This window comes from Xanthomonas sp. NCPPB 1128, assembly GCF_001043115.1.
Classification (GTDB): Bacteria; Pseudomonadota; Gammaproteobacteria; order Xanthomonadales; family Xanthomonadaceae; genus Xanthomonas_A.
Genome location: NZ_LFME01000009.1, coordinates 25,810 through 45,837, shown reverse-complemented (window position 1 = coordinate 45,837; position 20,028 = coordinate 25,810). Strand labels below are relative to the sequence as shown.

Sequence of the window (20,028 nt, the reverse complement as noted above, 5' to 3'; positions counted from 1 at the left end):
CCCGACGGGAGAGGAGCTAATCCACCCACCCACGTGCGCGGCTTACAGCGCCTCGATGATCCCCGCGGCGCCCATGCCGGTGCCGATGCACATGGTGACCATGCCGTACTTCTGCTGACGCCGGCGCAGGCCGTGCACCAGGGTGGCGGTGCGGATCGCGCCGGTGGCACCGAGCGGATGGCCCAGGGCGATGGCGCCGCCCAGCGGGTTGACCTTGGACGGATCCAGGCCGCTGTCGCGGATCACCGCCAGCGACTGCGCGGCGAAGGCTTCGTTGAGCTCGATCCAGTCCAGCTGGTCCTTGCTTAGGCCGGCCTGCTTGAGCGCCTTCGGAATCGCCTCGATCGGGCCGATGCCCATCACTTCCGGGCGCACGCCGGCGACCGAGAAGCTGACGAAGCGGGCCAGCGGGGTCAGCCCGTAGTCCTTGATCGCCTGCTCGGAGGCCAGCAGCACCGCACCGGCGCCGTCGCTCATCTGCGAGGAGTTGCCGGCGGTGACGCTGCCGCCGGACTGGCCGTTGCGGAACACCGGGCGCAGCTTGGCCAGGCCCTCGATGGAGCTATCCGGGCGCGGGCCTTCGTCGGTGTCGACCAGCTTCTTGCGCAGGGCGATGACGTTGCCGGCCAGGTCGGGTTGGTGCGAGACGATCTCGTAGGGGCTGATCTCGTCGCGGAACTCGCCGGCGGCGATCGCGGCGATGGCCTTCTGGTGGGAGGCGAGGGCGAAGGCGTCCTGGTCCTCGCGCGACACCTTCCACTCCTCGGCCACCTTCTCGGCGGTGATGCCCATGCCGTAGGCGATCGCCACGTGGTCGTCGGCGAACACGCTCGGCGACAGCGCGACCTTGTTGCCCATCATCGGCACCATCGACATCGATTCGGTGCCGCCGGCCAGCATCAGGTCGGCGTTGCCCAGGCGGATCTGGTCGGCCGCCAGCGCCACCGCCTGGATGCCCGAGGAGCAGAAGCGGTTGATGGTCTGCCCGGCCACCGAGTTCGGCAGGCCGGCCAGCAGCACGCCGATGCGCGCCACGTTCATGCCTTGCTCGCCCTCGGGCATCGCGCAGCCGATGATCGCATCGTCGATGCGCGAGGGGTCGATGCCCGGCGCCTGCGCCACCACCGCGCGTAGCACGTGCGCCAGCATGTCGTCGGGACGGGTGTTGCGGAACATGCCCTTGGGCGCCTTGCCGACCGGGGTGCGGGTGGCGGCGACGATGTAGGCTTCCTGGATCTGTTTGCTCATTTGGCTTTCTCCGAAAGCCGGGATTGGGGATTCGGGATTCGGGATTCGTCAGAGCGGATCCCGGCGTCGAATGCTTCTTGCCCGGCTGATAAATAGTGGGAGGCGAGGGTGGCATCAGGTATTGGGGATCCGCCGTAACGAATCCCCAATCCCGACTCCCGAATCTCAGTTCCTGAGGGGCTTACCCGTCTTGAGCATGTGCCCGATGCGCGCCTGGGTCTTTTCCTGCTGGGCCAGTTCGACGAAGTGCTTGCGCTCGAGCTTGAGCAGCCATTCCTCGTCCACCAGCGCCCCGCGGTCGACCTCGCCGCCGCACAGCACGGTGGCGATGCGGGTGGCGATCTCGTAGTCGTACTCGCTGATGAAGCGGCCTTCCAGCATGTTGACCAGCAGCATCTTGAAGGTGGCGATGCCGACGTCGCCGGCGACCTGGATGCGTCGCGCCGGCAGCGGCGGGCGGTAGCCGCCCTCGGCCAGGGCGCGCGCCTCGGCCTTGGCGATGTACAGCGATTCGTAGCTGTTGAACACCACCTTGTCGGTGCCGCGCAGCAGGCCCAGTTCCTTGGCGTTGACCGCCGACGTGGAGACCTTGGCCATGGCGACGGTCTCGAAGGTCTTCTTCAGTTCGGCGAACACATCGCCGCCGGGACCGGCAGCCTGCGCCGCGCGCACCGCGATCTCCTTGAGGCCGCCACCGGCCGGCAGCAGGCCCACGCCGGCCTCGACCAGGCCGATGTAGCTCTCCAGCGCGGCCACGGTCTTGGCACTGTGCATCTGGAACTCGCAGCCGCCGCCCAGCGCCAGCCCGCGCACCGCCGCGACCACCGGCACCAGCGAATACTTGATGCGCTGGCTGGTGGCCTGGAAGTTGGCGACCATCGCCTCGAATGCGTCGACCTTGCCGGCCTGCAGCAGGCCCAGCGCGCCGGCCAGGTCGGCGCCGGCGGAGAAGGGTTCCTTGTGCTGCCACAGCACAAGGCCCTTGAAGTCCTTCTCGGCGCGGCCGACCGCTTCCTGCAGGCCGTCCAGCACCTGGTCGGAGACGGTGTTCATCTTGGTCTTGAAGCTGACCACGGCAATGTCGTCGCCGTCGTGCCACAGGCGCAGGCCGTCGTTCTCGAACACGGTCTCGCCCTGCGCGAACTTTTCGCCCAGCAGCGGATCAGGGAAGCGCTGGCGCTTGTACACCGGCAGCGCCGAGCGCGGCAGCTTGGCGTCGCGCGCCGGGCTGTACGAGCCTTCGGCGGCGTGCACGCCGTCGCGGCCGTCGAACACCCAGTTCGGCAGCGGCGCGCTGCTCATGCTCTTGCCGGCGGCGATGTCGTCGGCGATCCACTGCGCGACCTGCTTCCAGCCGGCCGCCTGCCAGGTCTCGAACGGACCCAGCGCCCAGCCGTAGCCCCAGCGGATCGCCAGATCCACGTCGCGCGCGGTCTCGGCGATGTCGGCCAGGTGGTAGGCGCTGTAGTGGAACAGGTCGCGGAAGGTCGCCCACAGGAACTGCGCCTGCGGATGCTGGCTCTCGCGCAGCTTGGCGAACTTCTCGGCCGGGTTCTTGATCTTCAGGATCTCGACGACTTCCGGCGCGGCGGCGCGGTCGGCCGGGCGGTAGTCCTGCTTCTGCAGGTCCAGCACCACGATGTCCTTGCCGACCTTGCGGAAGATGCCGGCGCCGGTCTTCTGGCCCAGCGCGCCCTTGCCGATCAGCGCCTCCAGCCACTTCGGCGCCTTGAAGAAGGCATGCCAGGGATCGTTCGGCAGGGTGTCGCCCATGGTCTTGATGACGTGCGCCATGGTGTCCAGGCCGACCACGTCGGAGGTGCGATAGGTCGCCGACTTGGGACGTCCGACCAGCGGGCCGGTGAGGCCGTCGACCTCGTCGAAGCCCAGGCCGAACTGCTCGGTGTGGTGGATGGTGGACAGGATCGAGAACACGCCGATGCGGTTGCCGATGAAGTTCGGGGTGTCCTTGGCGTAGACCACGCCCTTGCCCAGGGTGGTGACCAGGAAGCTCTCCAGGCCTTCCAGCACCGCCGGCTCGGTGTGCTTGGCCGGGATCAGCTCGGCCAGGTGCATGTAGCGCGGGGGATTGAAGAAGTGCACGCCGCAGAAGCGGTGGCGCAGTTGTTCCGGCAGCACGTCGGACAGGGCGTTGATGCCCAGGCCGGAGGTGTTGGAGGCCAGCACCGCATGGTCGGACACGAACGGCGCGATCTTCTTGTACAGGTCCTGTTTCCAGTCCATGCGCTCGGCGATGGCTTCGATGATCAGGTCGCAGCCGCGCAACTGCTCCAGGCCGGAGTCGTAGTTGGCCGGGGTGATGGCCTCGGCCAGCGCGGTGCTGGCCAGCGGTGCCGGGCTGAGCTTGGTCAGGTTGGCGATCGCCTTGAGCACCACGCCATCGGCGGGGCCTTCCTTGGCGGGGAGGTCGAATACCACGGTGTCGACGCCGGCGTTGGTCAGGTGCGCAGCGATCTGCGCACCCATCACGCCCGCGCCCAGGACGGCGGCACGGCGGACGAGCAGGGGATTGGACATAGCGATCAGCCTCTGTGGGTCAACGTTTGCGGGATCAGGGAACCGAGTGGGCGAGGAAGCCGGCTTCGGCGAAACGGATGAGTTCGCGGGCGGCGTGGGCGCGGTGTGCGCCCTCGCTGACGCCGGCGGGGCGCTTGATCAGGCCGAAGTCGGCCATGGCGTAGGTCAGGGCGCCGGCCAGGAAATCCAGGCGCCAGTACAGTTCCTGCTTGCTCAGCCCGGGCACGCAGGCGGCGATGGCCTTGCCGAACTCGCGCAGCACGTGGCCGTAGTGGTCGGACAGGAACTGGCGCAGGCTGTCGTTGTTCTCGGCGTAGGCGCGGGCGATCACCCGCACGAAGGCGCCGCCGCTCTGCCGCTCCTGGGCCATCGCCAGGGCCGGTTCGACGAAGGCGGCCAGCACCGGGCCGAGCTGGCCGGGATGCTGCCGTTGCGCGGCTTCCAGCTGCGCCATGCGCGCGGCGGTCATTTCGTCCATGCGCCGCCTGAACACCTCATTGACCAGGTTTTCCTTGGACCCGAAGTGGTAGTTCACCGCGGCGATGTTCACGTCGGCCTGGCTGGTGACCTGGCGCAGCGAGGTGCCGGAAAAGCCGTGTTGCGCGAACAGTTCCTCGGCCGCGCTGAGGATGCGGTCCTTGGTCGAGAAGTGCGCTTGCTTTGCCATGCGGCCGCCAGAATCAATCAAACGATTGTTTGAGTCTAGGCCTGGGCGGCAGGCGCGTCATGCTGCTTTGCAGCACGATTCAGCCTGGCCGTGCAAAGCCGGCGCCGATTGGATAGAATTGTCCATCGCAATTCTGGCTAAGCCCGCGTTTTGACGCGGGTTTTTTTCATGTTAACCTCGGGCCTTCAGTGGCCCGCCCAACGGAGAACTTCCCATGGCGCTGGAGCGCACCCTGTCCATCATCAAGCCCGACGCCGTCGCCAAGAACGTCATCGGCGAAATCTACTCGCGCTTCGAGAAGGCCGGCCTGAAGGTCGTGGCCGCCAAGTACAAGCAGCTGTCGCGCCGCGAGGCCGAGGGCTTCTACGCCGTGCACCGCGAGCGTCCGTTCTTCAACGCGCTGGTCGAGTTCATGATCTCCGGCCCGGTGATGATCCAGGCGCTGGAAGGCGAGAACGCCGTGGCCGCGCACCGCGACCTGCTGGGCGCCACCAACCCGAAGGACGCCGCGCCGGGCACCATCCGCGCCGACTTCGCCGATTCGATCGACGCCAACGCCGCGCACGGCTCGGACTCGGTCGAGAACGCCGCCAACGAAGTGGCGTATTTCTTCGCCGCCACCGAAGTGGTTTCGCGCTAAGCGAGGTCGTCGTGAACGAGGTCGTCCATCCTCCCTTGGCCATCGCCGATCCCGTGCGGACCGGCGCGGCGGCCAAGCAGAATCTGCTTGACCTCGATCGCGAGGGGCTGGAGCGTTTCTTCGCCGAGACCCTTGGCGAAGCGCGCTACCGTGCCCACCAGGTGATGAAGTGGATCCACCACCGCTACGTCACCGACTTCGACCAGATGACCGACCTCGGCAAGGCGCTGCGCGCCAAGCTGCAGCAGCATGCCGAGGTCGTCGTCCCCAACATCGTGTTCGACAAGCCTTCCACCGACGGCACCCACAAGTGGTTGCTGGCAATGGGTGTGGACGGCAAGAACGCGATCGAGACCGTGTACATCCCCGACAAGACCCGCGGCACGCTGTGCGTGTCCTCGCAGGTCGGCTGCGGCCTCAACTGCACCTTCTGCTCCACCGCCACCCAGGGCTTCAACCGCAACCTCTCCACCGCCGAGATCATCGGCCAGGTGTGGGTGGCGGCGCGGCACCTGGGCAACGTGCCGCACCAGATGCGCCGTCTCACCAACGTGGTGATGATGGGCATGGGCGAGCCGCTGATGAATTTCGACAACGTCGTGCGCGCGATGAGCGTGATGCGCGACGATCTGGGCTATGGCCTGGCCAACAAGCGTGTGACCCTGTCCACCTCGGGCCTGGTGCCGCAGATCGACCGTCTGTCCAGCGAGAGCGACGTGTCGCTGGCGGTGTCGCTGCACGCGCCCAACGACGCGCTGCGCGAGACTCTGGTGCCGCTCAACAAGAAGTACCCGATCGCCGAGCTGATGGCCGCCTGCGCGCGTTATCTGCGCGCCAACAAGCGTCGCGAATCGGTGACCTTCGAATACACCCTCATGAAGGGGATCAACGACCAGCCCGAGCATGCGCGGCAACTGGCGCGGCTGATGCGCCAGTTCGACAACGCGGTGCAGGCGTCGAACGCCGGCAAGGTCAACCTGATCCCGTTCAATCCGTTCCCGGGCACGCGCTATGAGCGCTCCGGCGAGACCGAGATCCGCGCGTTCCAGAAGATCCTGCTGGACGCGCAGGTGCTGACCATGGTGCGGCGCACGCGCGGCGACGACATCGATGCGGCCTGCGGGCAGCTCAAGGGGCAGGTCATGGACCGCACCCGTCGCCAGGCCGAGTTCAAGCGCGAATTGCAGACGCGGGCGGATCGGGATGCGGTGGCGTAGCCAAGGGCGTTCCATCGCGGTGGTGGCGATCGCAGTGCTGGCCTTGCCGGGCTGCAACTGGATCGCCGCCAAGACCGGCACCGTGCGCACCGCCGAGCAGGTGCAGCCGCATTATTCCTTCCGCGACAGCCGCGCGGTGAAGTCGCGCGTGGCCTTGCAGGAACAACTCGGCCTGGCCGCCAACGGGCTGGCCTCCAACGACCTGGACGCGGCGCAGACCCACGCGCGCAAGGCGCTGGCATTGGACGCCGAGTCGGTCGACGCGCTGACCGTGCTCGCGGTGGTCGCCGATCGCCGCGGCGATGCCGCGACCGCCGGCGGGTACTACCGCAAGGCCGCCGAGCTGGCGCCGAGCAACGGCGCGACCTTGAACAACTACGGCGCCTGGCTGTGCGCGAACGGCTCGCCGGCTGAGTCGCTGACCTGGTTCGACCGCGCGCTTGCGCTGCAGGACTACGCCACGCCGGCCTCGGCGCTGGCCAATGCCGGCGGCTGCGCGCTGCAGGTCGGCCAGCGCGAGCGTGGCGAACGTGACCTGCGCAAGGCGCTGGACCTGGATCCGGACAACGCGTACGCACTCGAGGCGATGGCCCGCAACGAGGTCGCAAAAGGGCGCTTTTTCGAGGCGCGGGCCTTCTCCGAGCGGCGTCTGGCGGCTGCGCCTGCCACCGCTTCCGTGTTACAACTTGCTATTCAGATTGAGCAAAGGCTGGGCGACAAGGCTGCCGCCGGCCGTTACCAACAGCGGTTGCGCAAGGAGTTTCCCGATGCCGCGACCACGACACCCGGGGCTAGTGCATTGTGATCAGTGATTCCAATCCGAACGCTTTCGAAGGCGCCAAAGGCTGCGGGCAACAGCTCCGCGAAGCGCGCGAAGCGGCCGGCCTGAGCATCGACGACGTCGGCAGCCGACTGCGCATGCCGGTGCATGTGGTACAGGCACTCGAGTCGGAGCAGTGGCAGCGCCTCGGCGCGCCGGTGTTCGTCCGCGGGCAGTTGCGCAGCTACGCACGCCTGCTCGGCGTCGATCTGGAGCCCTTGCTGCAGACCGCGCAGATCGCGCCGGTGCAGCCGGTCGAATTGATCAGCCACACGCATACCCCGCCGCTGCGACGCATGCTCGAGAGCGCCACGCGGCGCATGGTCTACGTGGTGATCACCGCCGGACTGGCGGTGCCGGTGTGGTACGCGACCCGCAGCCACTTCGCCGACGACAACGGCCCCAGCACTGCTTCGTTGGACGTGGTGCCGGGGGCGCCGGGAGGTGCCGCTACCGCGACGGCGACGCCGGCCAATGGCGCCGCTGCGGCAGCAACGGCCGCGCCGGCGGCCGCACGGCCGGCGCCGAGTGCCGCGCCGTACATCGCCTCGCTGACGCCGATGCCGCGCCCGGCAGCGGAGCCGGAGAAGAACAGTCTGAGCCTGTCGTTCCAGGGCGACAGCTGGGTGCAGATCCTCGCTCCGGATGGCACGCCGGTCGAGAAGGCGCTGCTGAAGGCGGGCGAGACCCGCACGTATGCGCCGGGCCAGGTCGGGCGCGTGGTGCTTGGCAATGCCTCCGCGGTCCAGGTTCAGCAATCCGGGAGTACCGTGGATCTGACCCCGTTCAGGCGCGCGAACGTGGCGCGCTTTGCGGTATCCTCTGACGGTTCCGTGGTGCCCGCCTCCGAGTGACGGCGGCGCGGTTCCTCACTTTCAACATTCCATGTCCCGTCGCAGCGGCGGGGCGAGAGTACGCATGGCGATTGACGACCTGCTCGACGAGCACGAACAAAGCGAACGCGTCCGCACTTGGCTCAGGAAGAACGGCGCCGGCCTGATCGGCGGCATCGTCCTCGGCCTTGGCGCGATCATCGGTTGGCAGTGGTGGACCAAGCAGCGGTCCAACGATCTGGCCCAGGCCAATGCCCGCTACGAAGCGGTGCTCAAGAGCATCCAGGCCAATCAGCTGGACAAGGCGGCCAAGGACATGGCCGAACTGCAGCAGGGCTCGACCAACATCTACGCCGAACTGGCGGCGCTGCGCCTGGCCAAGGCGCAGGTCGATGCCGGCAAGTCCGATGCCGCGCTGACCACGCTGCGCGGGCTCAAGACCGACGGCGAAATGAAGGTGATGGTCGACCATCGCGTGGCGCGGTTGCTGATTTCCGGCGGCAAGCCGCAGGACGCGCTGTCGCTGGTGGCCTCGGCCACCGATTCGCAGGGCCTGGAGATTCGCGGCGATGCGCTGATCGCGCAGGGCAAGCGCGACGCGGCGCGCGATGCGTACGCCAAGGCGCTGACCAGCCTGGACGTGGCCTCGCCGCAGCGGCGCGTGGTCGAAACGAAATTGATGGATGCGGGCGGCAGCGTGCCGAATGCCGCGGAGCCGATCTGATGAAGGTAGTCATGTTCAAGCGTGTCGCCACCGTGGCCCTGCTGGGTCTGGCCTTGTCGGGCTGCACCACGGTCAAGGGCTGGTTCGCCGGCAAGGATGCGGCCGCCAAGAAGGCCGCCGAGCCGGCCGAACTGGTGAAGTTCACCCCGTCGGTGAAGGTGGTGAAGCTGTGGTCCACCGACGCCGGCAAGGGCGAGCGCCGCATCGGCGTGCGCCAGCACCCGGTGGTGGCCGACGGCAAGGTGTATGCCGCCGCGACCTCCGGCACGGTCTACGCGCTGGACCTGCAGACCGGCAAGACGGTCTGGGAATACGACGCCAAGCAGGCGCGCAAGCAGCAGCTGTCGCAGGCCGAGGATCAGCCGAAGAGCCAGGTCGAGAGCGAGTCCGGCAAGAACCTGTCCAAGGACGAGCGCGCCGCCTACAAGCAGCGCCTGCGCAACGAGAAGCAGCAGGCCAAGGAGCGCAAGCGGCTCGAGAAGAAGCGTCCGCTGCCGCGCTTCGCCGGTGGCCCGGGCGTGGGTGATGGCCTGGTGGTCGTCGGTGCGCTGGACGGCGAGGTGATCGCACTCGATGCCGCCACCGGCACCGAGAAGTGGCGCGCCAAGGTGCCCAACGAAGTGATCGCCGCGCCGGTGATCGCGCAGAACATGGTGTTCGTGCGCAGCAACGACGGCCGCACCACCGCCTTCGATGCCGCCACCGGCCAGCAGCGCTGGTTCAACGCGCAGGAACTGCCGAGCCTGACCGTGCGCGGCAACGCGCCGGTGGTGGCGGGTCCGGGCGTGCTGTTCATCGGCAACGACGACGGTACCCTGGCCGCGCTGGCGATGCAGGACGGCCGTGTGCTGTGGGAGCAGACCATCGGCGTGCCGGAAGGCCGCACCGAGCTGGAGCGCATGGCCGACGTCGACGGCGCCCCGGTGCTCGACGGCACCACGCTGTACGCAAGCAGCTTCAAGAACGAGACCGTGGCGCTGGAAGGCCCGAGCGGCCGCCCGCTGTGGAATCGCGATCATGGCGGCGCCGGCGGCGTCGGCGTGAGCTCCGGCAATGTAGTGGTGGCCGACAACGCCGGCACCGTGTGGGCGCTGGACAAGGCCTCCGGCTCGGCGATGTGGTCGCAGCCGGCGCTGGCGCGCCGTTCGCTGACCGGCGTGGCGATCCAGGGCGATTACGCCGTGGTCGGCGACTACAAGGGCTATCTGCACTGGCTCCGGCTCGACAACGGCGAGTTCGCCGCGCGCGAGCGGGTCGGGCGCCAGCCGCTGGTGGCGCAGCCGGTGGTCGCGGACGGGATCCTGCTGATGCAGAACACGAAAGGCGACCTGACCGCGTTCCGGTTGGGTCAATAACAAGAGAAGGATGTCGCGATGCTGCCGCTGGTCGCCCTGGTTGGACGGCCGAATGTCGGCAAGTCCACGCTGTTCAATGCGCTGACGCGCAGCCGTGACGCGCTGGTCCACGACCAGCCCGGCGTCACCCGCGATCGCCACTACGGGGTATGCCGGCTGCAGCCGGACACCCCGTTCGTGATCGTCGATACCGGCGGCATCTCCGGCGAAGAGGAAGGCCTGGCCGGCGCCACCGCCGAGCAGGCGCGCGCCGCCGCCGGCGAGGCCGACCTGATCCTGTTCGTGGTCGATGGTCGCGAGGGATCGTCTGCGCTCGACGACGAGATCCTGGCCTGGCTGCGCAAGCTGGCGCGGCCGACCCTGCTGCTGATCAACAAGATCGACGGCACCGACGAGGACCAGGTGCGCGCCGAATTCGCGCGCTACGGCCTCGGCGACGCTATCGCGGTCTCCGCCGCGCATCGCCACGGCATCGACGACCTGCTCGAGGAAGTGCTGGAGCGGCTGCCGGAAGAGGGTGCGGGCGAGACCCTGGACACCGATCCGGCGCGCATGCGCATCGCCTTCGTCGGCCGCCCGAACGTGGGCAAGTCGACCCTGGTCAATCGCCTGCTGGGCGAGGAGCGCATGATCGCCTCCGAGGTGCCCGGCACCACCCGCGATTCGATCGCGGTGGACCTGGAACGCGACGGCCGCCTGTACCGGTTGATCGACACCGCCCGCCGGCGCCGCCGCGGCCGGGTCGAGGAGGCGGTGGAGAAGTTCAGCGCGTTCAAGACGCTGCAGGCGATCGAGCAGTGCCAGGTGGCGGTGCTGATGCTCGATGCCGGCGAAGGCGTGACCGACCAGGACGCGACCGTGCTCGGCGCGATCCTCGATGCCGGCCGCGCCCTGGTGGTGGCGATCAACAAGTGGGACGGGCAGAGCGACTACCAGCGCGCCCAGGCCGAAGATCTGCTGTCGCGCAAGCTCGGCTTCGTGGCCTGGGCCGAGGCGGTGCGCATCTCCGCCAAGCATGGCTCCGGCCTGCGCGAGCTGTTCCAGGCGATCCATCGCGCGCACGCCTCGGCGGTGCGCGAGTTCAGCACCAGCGAAGTCAACCAGGCGCTGGAAATCGCCTACGAGAGCAATCCGCCGCCGAGCATCCGCGGCCACGTCTCCAAGCTGCGTTACGTGCATCCGGGCGGCAGCAATCCGCCGACCTTCATCGTCCACGGTACGCGCCTGAAGGTGCTGCCGGAATCGTACAAGCGCTACCTGGAGAACTTCTTCCGCAAGCGCTTCAAGCTGGTCGGCACGCCGGTGCGTTTCATGTTCCGCGAAGGCGCCAATCCGTACGAAGGCAAGAAGAACGTGCTGACCGAGCGCCAGATCGCCAAGAAGCGGCGCCTGATGAAGCACGTCCGCGGCAAGTAGCTACACGATGGACCCGCAGCGCGCGATCACCCTCGGCATTCTCGCCGGCGGCCGCGCGCAACGTTTGGGCGGATGCGACAAGGCCTGGCTGCAACGCGACGGGCAGGCGCAGGTGCAATGGCTGGTGCAGGCGCTGGCGCCGCGGGTGTCCGCGGTGCTGGTCAGCGCCAACCGCAGCTTGCCGCGCTACGCCGCCATCGGCCTGCAGGCCGTGCCGGACCGGGTCGCGGCACCGGCCGGGGCGGAACGCTCGCTGGGACCGATCGCCGGGCTGGACGCGCTCGCCGCTGCCTGCTCCACGCCTTGGCTGCTGACTGTCCCGGTCGACCTGTGCCGGTTGCCGCCGGACCTGCCTGCCGTGCTGGTCGCAGCCGCTGCGGACCATGACGGCGCCTGGATCGAGGATGCCGCCGGCGCGCAGCCGCTGGTCGCGCTGTACCGATTATCCGCGCTGCGTCCGGCGCTGGAGGAGGCGCTGGCGGCCGCCCGCTACGCGCCGCGCGCCTTGCAGCAGCGCCTGCGCATGGTCCCCGTGGCGTTGCCAGGGATCGTACTGGGCAATCTGAACACGCCGCAGGACCTGGCCGCAGCGGGTATCCTGCCGCCACCATGACCGACTATCCCTCCCGGATTGCCTACACCGATGCGCTGGCGATCGTCGCTGCCGCTGCGCGCGCCCGTCCCGTCAACAGCGAGCGCCTGGCGGCCTCGCGTGCCGACGGCCGCATCTTGCTGGAACCGCTGGATGCGCCGATCGACCTGCCGCCGTTCGCCAACAGTGCGATGGACGGCTTCGCGCTGCGCCATGCCGATTTGACCCCAGGGGCGCCGACCGACTTGCGCCTGGCCGGCGAGCAGTTCGCTGGCGCCGATCGGCAGCAGGCGCTCGCGCCGGGCGAATGCCTGCGGGTGACCACCGGCGCGCCGTTGCCGGCCGGCGCGGACACGGTGGTGATCAAGGAGAACGTGCACGAGCATGATGGCGTGGTGCAGGTCCCGGCCGACATCGCCGCCGGCGCGCATGTGCGGGCGCGTGGCGAGGACGTGCGCGCCGGCGAGCGCGTGCTCGAGGCCGGCATGCTGCTGACGCCTTCGCGCATCGGCCTGGCCGCGGCCCTGGGCGTGGACCAACTGACCGTGGCGGCGCGGCCGACCGTGGCGGTGTTCGCCACCGGCGACGAACTGGTCGAGCCGGGCCTGCCGTTGCAGCCGGGGCAGATCTACAACAGCAACCGCGACATGCTGATGGCCCAGCTGCGCCTGCTCGGCCTGGCGCCGACCGCCTGGCCGACCCTGCCGGACGATCCGCAGCGCATCCAGGCCATGCTCGCCGATGCGGCCTCGGCGTTCGACGTGGTGCTGACCTGTGGCGGCGTGTCTGCCGGCGAGAAGGACTACTTGCCACGGCTGTTGGCCGAGCACGGCCGCATCCTGTTCTGGAAGGTGCGCATGCGTCCGGGCATGCCGCTGCTGTTCGGCCAGTGGGACCGCGCTCTGTTCCTGGGCTTGCCGGGCAATCCGGTGTCGGTGCTGGCGACCTTCCTGGCGATCGGGCGGCCGTTGCTGGATGCATTGCAGCGACGCAGCGAACCGCACCGGGCCTGGCGTGCGCGGCTGGCGGCCGGCTGGGACAAGCGCCACGACCGGCTGGAGTTCCTGCGCGGGCGCATGCGCTGCGACGCGCACGGCCAGTTGTGGGCGGAACCGAATCCCGCGGACGGCTCGCATCGCCTGCGCGGCGCCGCCGACAGCGACGTGCTGCTGCGGCTGGAGGAGGGCGCACGCCAGTTCCAGGCCGGCGACGTGGTCGAGGTGGTGCCGTACTGAGGGCACCCACCACGCACCAATATCCGCCACCATCGAGCCGGATGTAGGTCGCCCCGTGGGAATGGCGTCAGCCGCGGAGGGGCGTTCGCGGTCAAGCGCGTCGCGGTTGAGGCCGCTCCCACAGGCGCGGCGCCAGCCTCGTGGGAGGCCGCATTGTGGGAGGGACTTCAGTCCCGACGCATGAAGGTGCCGGGCGGCTTTGGACTTCGCTCCTCGCGGCTACATGACAGTTGACTTCCACAGGACGCTTCCGTCGTTAGTTGAAGCGCCCTTGAACCGCGCCGCCGACGGCGGACGCCGGCCCGATTTGCGCCGATAATGCGCGCATGGGCATTCGAGAACTGACTCCCGTACAGGCGCAGGCGCGGCAGGCGCAAGGCGCGCGTCTGATCGACATCCGCGAGGAGCACGAGCGCGCCACCGGCATGGCCGCCGGCGCGCAGGGCGTGGCCCGGGCGCAGTTGCAGGCCGACCCGGCCGCCTATCTCGGTGCCGAGACCGAGGTGCTGCTGATCTGCCAGAGCGGCAAACGCTCGCACGACACCGCGGTGTTCCTTGAGCAGGCCGGCTACCCGCAGGTCGCCTCGGTGCTGGGCGGCACGACGCGCTGGCAGCGCGAGGGGTTGCCGCTGCATCGGCCTACGCTGGCGCCGGAGCAGGAAGACTTCTTCGACCGCTATTCGCGCCATCTGCGCCTGCCCGAAGTCGGGGTCGAGGGCCAGCGCCGGCTGCAGGCCGCGCGCGTGCTGCTGGTCGGCGCCGGCGGACTGGGCTCGCCGGCCGGCTTCTACCTGGCCGCGGCCGGAGTGGGGCAGTTGCGCATCGCCGACGACGACGTGGTCGAGCGCAGCAACCTGCAGCGGCAGATCCTGCACGGCGACGCGCGGATCGGCCAGGCCAAGGTGGACTCGGCGGCGGCCAGCCTGGGCGCGTTGAATCCTGGCGTGCGGGTGGAGGCGGTGCGCGAGCGGGTCACCGCGGAGAACGTCGAGCGGTTGTTGCAGGACGTGGACGTGGTGTTGGACGGGTCAGACAATTTCCCTGCCCGCTACCTGCTCAACGATGCCTGCGTGAAGCTGGGCAAGCCGCTGGTATACGGCGCGGTACAGCGCTTCGAGGGCCAGGTCAGCGTATTCGATGCCGGCCGCCGGCGCGGACAGGCGCCGTGCTATCGCTGCCTGTTCCCGGAACCGCCGCCACCGGAATTCGCGCCGAACTGCGCCGAGGCCGGCGTGCTCGGCGTGCTGCCGGGCATCGTCGGGTTGCTGCAGGCCAGCGAGGTCTTGAAGCTGCTGCTCGACATCGGCGAGCCGCTGCGCGGCCGCCTGCTGCACTTCGACGCCCTAGCGATGCGCTTCCGCGAAACCCGCCTGTCCGCCGATCCGCAGTGTCCGCTGTGCGCGCCGGAGCGGTCGTTCCCTGGTTACATCGACTATGCGCGGTTCTGCGGCGCTGAGGGTTAGCTGCTGCTAGGTGTAGCTGTTCGCGGCGGCGCCCGTACCCTCATCCGCCCCTGCGGGGCACCTTCTCCCGGTGGGAGAAGGGAGGCGCGGTGTTGATAACGGTGTCGATGGCTGATGAGCAGTGGCGCACGCTCAAGCCCCTCTCCCTGCGGGAGAGGGGTTGGGGTGAGGGTACGGCGCGAAGCGCCTCGCGATACCAGGCCACACGAGCTGTCGTGGTACATAGCGGCGCCCGCACCCTCATCCGCCCCTGCGGGGCACCTTCTCCCGGTGGGAGAAGGGAGGCTGGGTCTCGATGGCTGACACAGCAGTGGCGCACGCTCAAGCCCCTCTCCCGTCGGGAGAGGGGTTGGGATGAGGGTACGGCGCGAAGCGCCTCGCGATGTCACGCCGCACTAGCTGTCTTGGTACAGAGCGGCGCCCGTATCCTCATCGCCCCTGCGGGGGGCACCTTCTCCCGGTGGGAGAAGGGAGGCGCGGTGTTGATGGCTGATGCAGCAGTGGCGCACGCTCAAGTCCGTCTCCCGTCGGGAGAGGGGGTGGGGTGAGGGTACGGACGCGAAGCGCCTCGCGATGCCACGCCACACGAGCTGTCGTGGTACAGAGCGGCGCCCGCACCCTCATCCGCCCTTGCGGGGCACCTTCTCCCGGCGGGAGAAGGGAGGCTGGATCTCGATGGCTGATACAGCAGTGGCGCACGCTCAAGCCCCTCTCCCATCGGGAGAGGGGTTGGGGTGAGGGTACGGCGCGCAGCGCGCGACCGCATGCATGTCTCCCAAGAAGCTCCTTGTGCCAGCACGCAGTGCACCGTGTCTCACCTCGCATCCCGATCCATGGGGATGCTCCGGCCTTATGCGTAGAATCGGCGCATGACCAGTGCAGCCGACAGCAGCGAATTGATCAAGGTGGTGGCGCTGCTCGGCGCGGCCGTGGTGGCGGTGCCGGTGTTCCGCCGGCTCGGCCTGGGTTCGGTGCTCGGCTATCTCGCCGCCGGCCTGGCGATCGGGCCATTCGGCCTGGGCTGGTTCTCCGATCCGCAGGCGATCCTGCACGTCGCCGAACTGGGCGTGGTCATGTTCCTGTTCGTGATCGGCCTGGAAATGCGGCCCTCGCACCTGTGGAGCCTGCGCAAGCAGATCTTTGGACTGGGCACCGCGCAGATCATCGTCTGCGCCAGCGTGCTGACCGGGGTCGGACTAGCCTTCGGCTTCCCGCTGCCGGTGGCCTTCATCGCCGCCTCCGGCTTCGTGCTGACCTCCACCGCGGTGGTGATGCAACTGCTCGGCGAGCGCGGCGACATCGCCTTGCCGGCCGGCCAGAAGATCGTGGCGATCCTGCTGTTCGAGGACCTGTTGATCGTGCCGCTGCTGGCCGTGGTGGCCTCGATGGCGCCGGTGCCGGCGGACGCTTCGGCGCCGTCGCGCTGGATCGGCATCGGTATCGGCGCCGCGGCGATCGTCGGCCTGCTGGCGGCCGGGCGCTGGCTGCTCAATCCGCTGTTCCGGCTGCTGGCCGCGGCCAAGGCGCGCGAGGTGATGACCGCGGCGGCCTTGCTGGTGGTGCTGGGGGCGGCGCTGCTGATGCAGCTCGGCGGGCTGTCGATGGCGATGGGCGCGTTCCTGGCCGGCGTGCTGCTGTCCGAATCGACCTTCCGCCACCAGATCGAAGCCGACATCGAGCCCTTCCGCGGCATCCTGCTGGGATTGTTCTTCCTCGGTGTCGGCATGGCGCTGAACCTGGCGGTGGTGGCGGCCAACTGGACGCTGATCCTCAGCGGCGTGCTCGCCTTCATGGCCGCCAAGGCCGCGTGCATCTACCTGGTCGCGCGGCTCACCGGCAGCGGCCATGCGCAGGCGCTGGATCGTGGCGTGCTGATGGCGCAGGGCGGCGAGTTCGCGTTCGTGCTGTTCGCTGCCGCCAGCGGTGCCGGCGTCATCGACGCGCAGATCAATGCCAACCTGACCGCCATCGTGGTGCTGTCGATGGCGCTGACCCCGTTTTTCGTGCTGCTGTACCGGCGTTGGGCACCGGTGGAGGCGCCTTCCATGGAAGGCGTGGATGCGGCCGACGGCCTCACCGGCAGCGTGTTGATCATCGGCTTCGGCCGCTTCGGCCAGGTCGCCAGCCAGTCGCTGCTGGCGCGCGACGTGGACGTGACCATCATCGACAACGACATCGAGATGATCCAGAGCGCGGCCAAGTTCGGTTTCAAGATCTACTACGGTGACGGCACCCGCCTGGACGTGCTGCACGCCTCCGGTGCGCACAGCGCGCGCGCCATCGCGGTGTGCGTCGACAACCGCGAAGCCGCAAATCGCATCGTCGAACTGGCCACGACCGAGTTTCCGCAGGCCAAGCTGCTGGTGCGCTCCTACGACCGCGAGCACGCGCTGGAGCTGATCGCCGCCGGCGTGGACTACCACATCCGCGAGACCTTCGAATCCGCGGTGGAGTTCGGCCAGGCCGCGCTGATCGAACTGGGCATGGACGAGAGCGAGGCGCGCTCCCTGGCCCGCGAGATCCGCCGCCGCGATGCCGAGCGGCTGGAACTGGAGATCGCCGCCGGCACCGTGCGCGCCGGCACCGGCTTGATGTACGGCAACATCACCCCGGCGGTGCCCACGCCGACCCCGTTCACCCCGCCGCGACGCGAGAGCCGCACGCTGAATCCGGAAGGCGTGCCGGTGACCGAGCCGGCGCAGGAACGAGACGGCACATAGCCGCCATCGTTGTCGGGGAGTAGCAGGAGCGGCTTCAGTCGCGACAGTGCCTTCCCGGGAACGCCTGGTCGCGGCTAAAGCCGCTCCTACGACGGCGCCCAATCTCATCGAAAGAACGACGGCAACGCCTGCAAGTAGCGAGGATCGTCGTTGATGTCGTTTGACGGAGCCGGCGCAGGAACGTGACGGCACATAGCCGCAATCGTTGGCGGGAGTTGTAGGAGCGGCTTCAGCCGCGACCGTGCCTTCCCGGGAACGCCTGGTCGCGGCTAATACTGCTCCTACGGCACGCGCCCAGCCTCAGCGAAAGAACGCCTGCAGCGCCTGCACGTAGGCGGGATCGTCGCTGATGTCGTTGTGGTCGGCCTGCGCAAAGGCGACCACGGTCGGATGCTGCGGCAGCGCCTTGAGCATGGCATCGGTGCTGGACGGCGGCACCACCTGATCGCGGCCAGCGCGCAGGATCAACAGTGGACCGCGATAGGCGCGCAAGGCCCGCGCCGACTCGTAGCGATCGCGCAGCAGCCAGCGCACCGGGACCCACGGATAGTGCGCCTGCGCCGCCGAGACCAGACTGTCGAACGGCGTCACCAGCGCCAGCCGCGCCACCGCGCGGCGTGCCGCCAACTGGCTGGCCACGCCGCTGCCCAGGCTGCGCCCCAGCACCGCGATCTGCGCGTGTGGCTGCGCGGCGCGCACATGGTCGTACAGCGCCACGGCATCGCCGACCAGCGCGGCCTCGCTAGGGGTGCCATCGCTGGCGCCGTAGCCGCGGTAGGCGAGCAGGTAGAGGCTGTGGTCGGGCAGGGCGGCCTGCAACTGCGCGCGCGCCGAACGCAGGTCCTCGGCATTGCCGCCGAAGTACAGCAGCACCTTGTCTTGGCCGGGATTGACCTGCCAGCCACGCAGCTCCATGCCCGCACCGCGTCGCAGCGCGAAGTCGGTCTGCGCCGCTGCCACCCGCGTGCCTTGCGGGAAATACAGCAGGTCGCGCTGGCCGAGGTAGAGCAGGGCGCAGACCGCCAGATAGGCGGTGGCGAGGAGGGCGAGGGCGACGCCGACATAGCGCAGCATCGCTAGCCGTGCTTGCGTTGCGCTTCGGCGAAGGCGGCCAGCTGCTCCGGGGTGGCCTCGGCCTGGTGCTGCGCCTTCCAGTCGGCGAACGGCATGCCGTAGACGCGCTCGCGCGCCTGCTCCTTGCTGAGGTCCTCGCCTTCGGCGGCTGCCGCCTCGCGGTACCAGTCGGCCAGGCAGTTGCGGCAGAACCCGGCCAGGATCATCAGGTCGATGTTCTGCACGTCGGGGCGGTCCTGATTGAGGTGCTGCAGCAGGCGGCGGAAGGCGGCGGCCTCGATGCGGGTGGTGTCGGTCATGGCGGAATCGGGGACAATGGACTTCCCCCGACTCTACACCCGCCCGCCCCGATGACCGATTCCGCGCCCGTCTCCTCCGTCCCGGCCCGCATCCTCGACGGGCGCCGCATCGCCGAAGACCTGCTCGACGAACTGAAGGCGCGCGTCGACGCGCGGCTGGCGGCCGGGCAGCCGCGGCCCGGGCTGGCGGTGGTGCTGGTGGGCGGCGACCCGGCGTCCGCGGTGTACGTGCGCAACAAGCGTCGCGCGGCCGAGAAGGTCGGCATCGAGGCGTTCGACTACGACCTGCCGGCGGGCACCAGCGAAGCCGACCTGCTGGCGCTGATCGATCGGCTCAACGCCGACCCCAAGATCCACGGCATCCTGGTGCAGTTGCCGCTGCCGGGCATCCCCGACGCCAGCCGGCTGATCCACCGCATCGATCCGCGCAAGGACGTGGACGGCTTTCATCCCGAGAACGTCGGCCACCTGGCGCTGCGCGAATTCGGCCTGCGACCGTGCACGCCGCGCGGCATCGTCACCCTGCTCGCGCACACCGACCAGCCGGTGCGCGGGCGTAACGCCACCATCGTCGGCGTCAGCAACCACGTCGGCCGGCCGATGGCGCTGGAACTGCTGATCGCCGGCTGCACGGTTAGTTGCTGCCACAAGTTCACCCCGCCGGAGGTACTGCAGGCGCGGGTGCGCGACGCCGACATCCTGGTGGTGGCGGTGGGCCGGCCGGGGTTGATCCCGGGCGAGTGGGTCAAGCCCGGCGCAGTGGTGATCGACGTCGGCATCAACCGCCTGGACGACGGCCGCCTGGTTGGCGACGTCGGCTTCGACGCGGCGGCGCAGCGCGCCAGCTGGATCACCCCGGTGCCGGGCGGGGTCGGACCGATGACCGTGGCCACGCTGATGCAGAACACCATTGAGGCCGCTGATGCGGCCGGGATTGGGGATTCGGGATTGGGGATTCGTTGAAGGCTGCGCGGGATTGAGGATTCGGGATTCGGGATTCGTTAAAGGCAACAGCAAAAGCGCATGCCCGGCTTGTCCGGGGCGAACCGTGGCCGGCGGACCGTCGAAATCCGCCATCTGGCAGTCAGGCAAATGGTCGACTGCGCAGGGCGCCGCTGTTGCGAATCCCTAATCCCGACTCCCCAATCCCCGCCCCAATGCGTTAAAATGCCGCGCTTCCCCACACT

Annotated in this window: 17 protein-coding genes; 12 read left to right on the top strand and 5 right to left on the bottom strand. The window is 69.0% G+C overall.

The genetic code is table 11. From position 1 onward, the window contains the following. Window positions 1-42 precede the first annotated feature (42 nt). The 3 genes from ACP93_RS08325 to ACP93_RS08315 all read right to left on the bottom strand — a co-directional run bounded on the left by ACP93_RS08325 (window position 43) and on the right by ACP93_RS08315 (window position 4,453). A complete protein-coding gene (locus ACP93_RS08325; protein ID WP_048490240.1) occupies window positions 43-1,248 on the bottom strand; it encodes an acetyl-CoA C-acyltransferase in 1,206 nt (401 codons plus the stop codon). A 165-nt stretch (window positions 1,249-1,413) separates the two neighbouring features. After that, entirely contained in the window at window positions 1,414-3,786 is a 2,373-nt protein-coding gene (locus tag ACP93_RS08320; protein ID WP_048490239.1) for a 3-hydroxyacyl-CoA dehydrogenase/enoyl-CoA hydratase family protein, read from the bottom strand. 34 nt (window positions 3,787-3,820) lie between these two features. Next, a complete protein-coding gene (locus ACP93_RS08315) occupies window positions 3,821-4,453 on the bottom strand; it encodes a TetR/AcrR family transcriptional regulator (RefSeq protein ID WP_017916933.1) in 633 nt (210 codons plus the stop codon). A 214-nt stretch (window positions 4,454-4,667) separates the two neighbouring features. On the opposite strand from ACP93_RS08315, the gene ndk reads away from it, so the two are divergent. From ndk to ACP93_RS08260, 11 genes are all read left to right on the top strand, one after another. After that, a complete protein-coding gene (gene ndk, locus ACP93_RS08310; protein ID WP_002812972.1) occupies window positions 4,668-5,093 on the top strand; it encodes a nucleoside-diphosphate kinase in 426 nt (141 codons plus the stop codon). A 35-nt stretch (window positions 5,094-5,128) separates the two neighbouring features. Continuing rightward, window positions 5,129-6,310 (top strand): dual-specificity RNA methyltransferase RlmN, encoded by a 1,182-nt coding sequence (gene rlmN / locus ACP93_RS08305; RefSeq protein ID WP_048490238.1) that lies wholly within the window; start codon window positions 5,129-5,131, stop codon window positions 6,308-6,310. Between the two features lie 13 nt (window positions 6,311-6,323). Beyond that, window positions 6,324-7,115 carry a type IV pilus biogenesis/stability protein PilW gene (pilW, locus tag ACP93_RS08300; RefSeq protein WP_204243660.1) on the top strand — a complete coding sequence of 264 codons (792 nt, stop codon included), beginning with the start codon at window positions 6,324-6,326 and terminating at the stop codon, window positions 7,113-7,115. After that, window positions 7,112-7,984, top strand: coding sequence for a helix-turn-helix domain-containing protein (locus ACP93_RS08295; RefSeq protein WP_048490236.1), 873 nt, complete (start codon window positions 7,112-7,114; stop codon window positions 7,982-7,984). Before pilW ends, ACP93_RS08295 begins: the two co-directional genes overlap by 4 nt. 64 nt (window positions 7,985-8,048) lie before the next feature. After that, the gene (locus tag ACP93_RS08290) at window positions 8,049-8,687 is read left to right on the top strand and encodes a YfgM family protein (protein WP_048490235.1); all 639 of its coding nucleotides are present in this window, start codon (window positions 8,049-8,051) and stop codon (window positions 8,685-8,687) included. Further along, window positions 8,684-10,042: an outer membrane protein assembly factor BamB gene (bamB, locus tag ACP93_RS08285; RefSeq protein WP_106407078.1), complete on the top strand. Its 1,359-nt coding sequence runs from the start codon at window positions 8,684-8,686 to the stop codon at window positions 10,040-10,042. Before ACP93_RS08290 ends, bamB begins: the two co-directional genes overlap by 4 nt. 18 nt (window positions 10,043-10,060) lie before the next feature. Continuing rightward, window positions 10,061-11,458 (top strand): ribosome biogenesis GTPase Der, encoded by a 1,398-nt coding sequence (gene der, locus ACP93_RS08280; RefSeq protein ID WP_048490233.1) that lies wholly within the window; start codon window positions 10,061-10,063, stop codon window positions 11,456-11,458. Window positions 11,459-11,465: 7 nt separating this feature from the next. Next, window positions 11,466-12,071 carry a molybdenum cofactor guanylyltransferase gene (locus ACP93_RS08275; RefSeq protein WP_048490232.1) on the top strand — a complete coding sequence of 202 codons (606 nt, stop codon included), beginning with the start codon at window positions 11,466-11,468 and terminating at the stop codon, window positions 12,069-12,071. After that, on the top strand, window positions 12,068-13,285 hold the full coding sequence (glp, locus tag ACP93_RS08270) for a molybdopterin molybdotransferase MoeA (protein WP_048490231.1): 1,218 nt from the start codon (window positions 12,068-12,070) through the stop codon (window positions 13,283-13,285). Before ACP93_RS08275 ends, glp begins: the two co-directional genes overlap by 4 nt. A 326-nt stretch (window positions 13,286-13,611) precedes the next feature. Beyond that, entirely contained in the window at window positions 13,612-14,748 is a 1,137-nt protein-coding gene (gene moeB / locus ACP93_RS08265; RefSeq protein WP_048490230.1) for a molybdopterin-synthase adenylyltransferase MoeB, read from the top strand. Between the two features lie 869 nt (window positions 14,749-15,617). Further along, window positions 15,618-17,468, top strand: coding sequence for a monovalent cation:proton antiporter-2 (CPA2) family protein (locus ACP93_RS08260; protein WP_048490229.1), 1,851 nt, complete (start codon window positions 15,618-15,620; stop codon window positions 17,466-17,468). Window positions 17,469-17,768: 300 nt separating this feature from the next. On the opposite strand, the gene ACP93_RS08255 is transcribed toward ACP93_RS08260, so the two are convergent. Then, the gene (locus ACP93_RS08255; RefSeq protein WP_048490228.1) at window positions 17,769-18,542 is read right to left on the bottom strand and encodes an alpha/beta hydrolase; all 774 of its coding nucleotides are present in this window, start codon (window positions 18,540-18,542) and stop codon (window positions 17,769-17,771) included. A gap of 2 nt (window positions 18,543-18,544) precedes the next feature. Then, the gene (locus tag ACP93_RS08250; RefSeq protein ID WP_017913743.1) at window positions 18,545-18,841 is read right to left on the bottom strand and encodes a DUF1244 domain-containing protein; all 297 of its coding nucleotides are present in this window, start codon (window positions 18,839-18,841) and stop codon (window positions 18,545-18,547) included. Between the two features lie 51 nt (window positions 18,842-18,892). Here ACP93_RS08250 and folD point away from each other — a divergent pair, with 51 nt between their 5' ends. After that, window positions 18,893-19,804, top strand: a complete 912-nt coding sequence (folD, locus tag ACP93_RS08245; RefSeq protein ID WP_048490227.1) for a bifunctional methylenetetrahydrofolate dehydrogenase/methenyltetrahydrofolate cyclohydrolase FolD — start codon at window positions 18,893-18,895, stop codon at window positions 19,802-19,804. Window positions 19,805-20,028 lie beyond the last annotated feature (224 nt).

Excerpts from the sequence above, each read along its gene's own strand:
- der (WP_048490233.1), top strand. The coding sequence starts at position 10,061 with ATGCTGCCGCTGGTCGCCCTGGTTGGACGGCCGAATGTCGGCAAGTCC.
- folD (WP_048490227.1), top strand. The coding sequence starts at position 18,893 with ATGACCGATTCCGCGCCCGTCTCCTCCGTCCCGGCCCGCATCCTCGAC.
- ACP93_RS08250 (WP_017913743.1), bottom strand. The coding sequence starts at position 18,841 with ATGACCGACACCACCCGCATCGAGGCCGCCGCCTTCCGCCGCCTGCTG.
- moeB (WP_048490230.1), top strand. The coding sequence starts at position 13,612 with ATGGGCATTCGAGAACTGACTCCCGTACAGGCGCAGGCGCGGCAGGCG.
- ACP93_RS08275 (WP_048490232.1), top strand. The coding sequence starts at position 11,466 with ATGGACCCGCAGCGCGCGATCACCCTCGGCATTCTCGCCGGCGGCCGC.
- ACP93_RS08255 (WP_048490228.1), bottom strand. The coding sequence starts at position 18,542 with ATGCTGCGCTATGTCGGCGTCGCCCTCGCCCTCCTCGCCACCGCCTAT.
- ndk (WP_002812972.1), top strand. The coding sequence starts at position 4,668 with ATGGCGCTGGAGCGCACCCTGTCCATCATCAAGCCCGACGCCGTCGCC.
- ACP93_RS08290 (WP_048490235.1), top strand. The coding sequence starts at position 8,049 with ATGGCGATTGACGACCTGCTCGACGAGCACGAACAAAGCGAACGCGTC.
- ACP93_RS08315 (WP_017916933.1), bottom strand. The coding sequence starts at position 4,453 with ATGGCAAAGCAAGCGCACTTCTCGACCAAGGACCGCATCCTCAGCGCG.
- ACP93_RS08260 (WP_048490229.1), top strand. The coding sequence starts at position 15,618 with ATGACCAGTGCAGCCGACAGCAGCGAATTGATCAAGGTGGTGGCGCTG.
- glp (WP_048490231.1), top strand. The coding sequence starts at position 12,068 with ATGACCGACTATCCCTCCCGGATTGCCTACACCGATGCGCTGGCGATC.
- ACP93_RS08320 (WP_048490239.1), bottom strand. The coding sequence starts at position 3,786 with ATGTCCAATCCCCTGCTCGTCCGCCGTGCCGCCGTCCTGGGCGCGGGC.
- ACP93_RS08325 (WP_048490240.1), bottom strand. The coding sequence starts at position 1,248 with ATGAGCAAACAGATCCAGGAAGCCTACATCGTCGCCGCCACCCGCACC.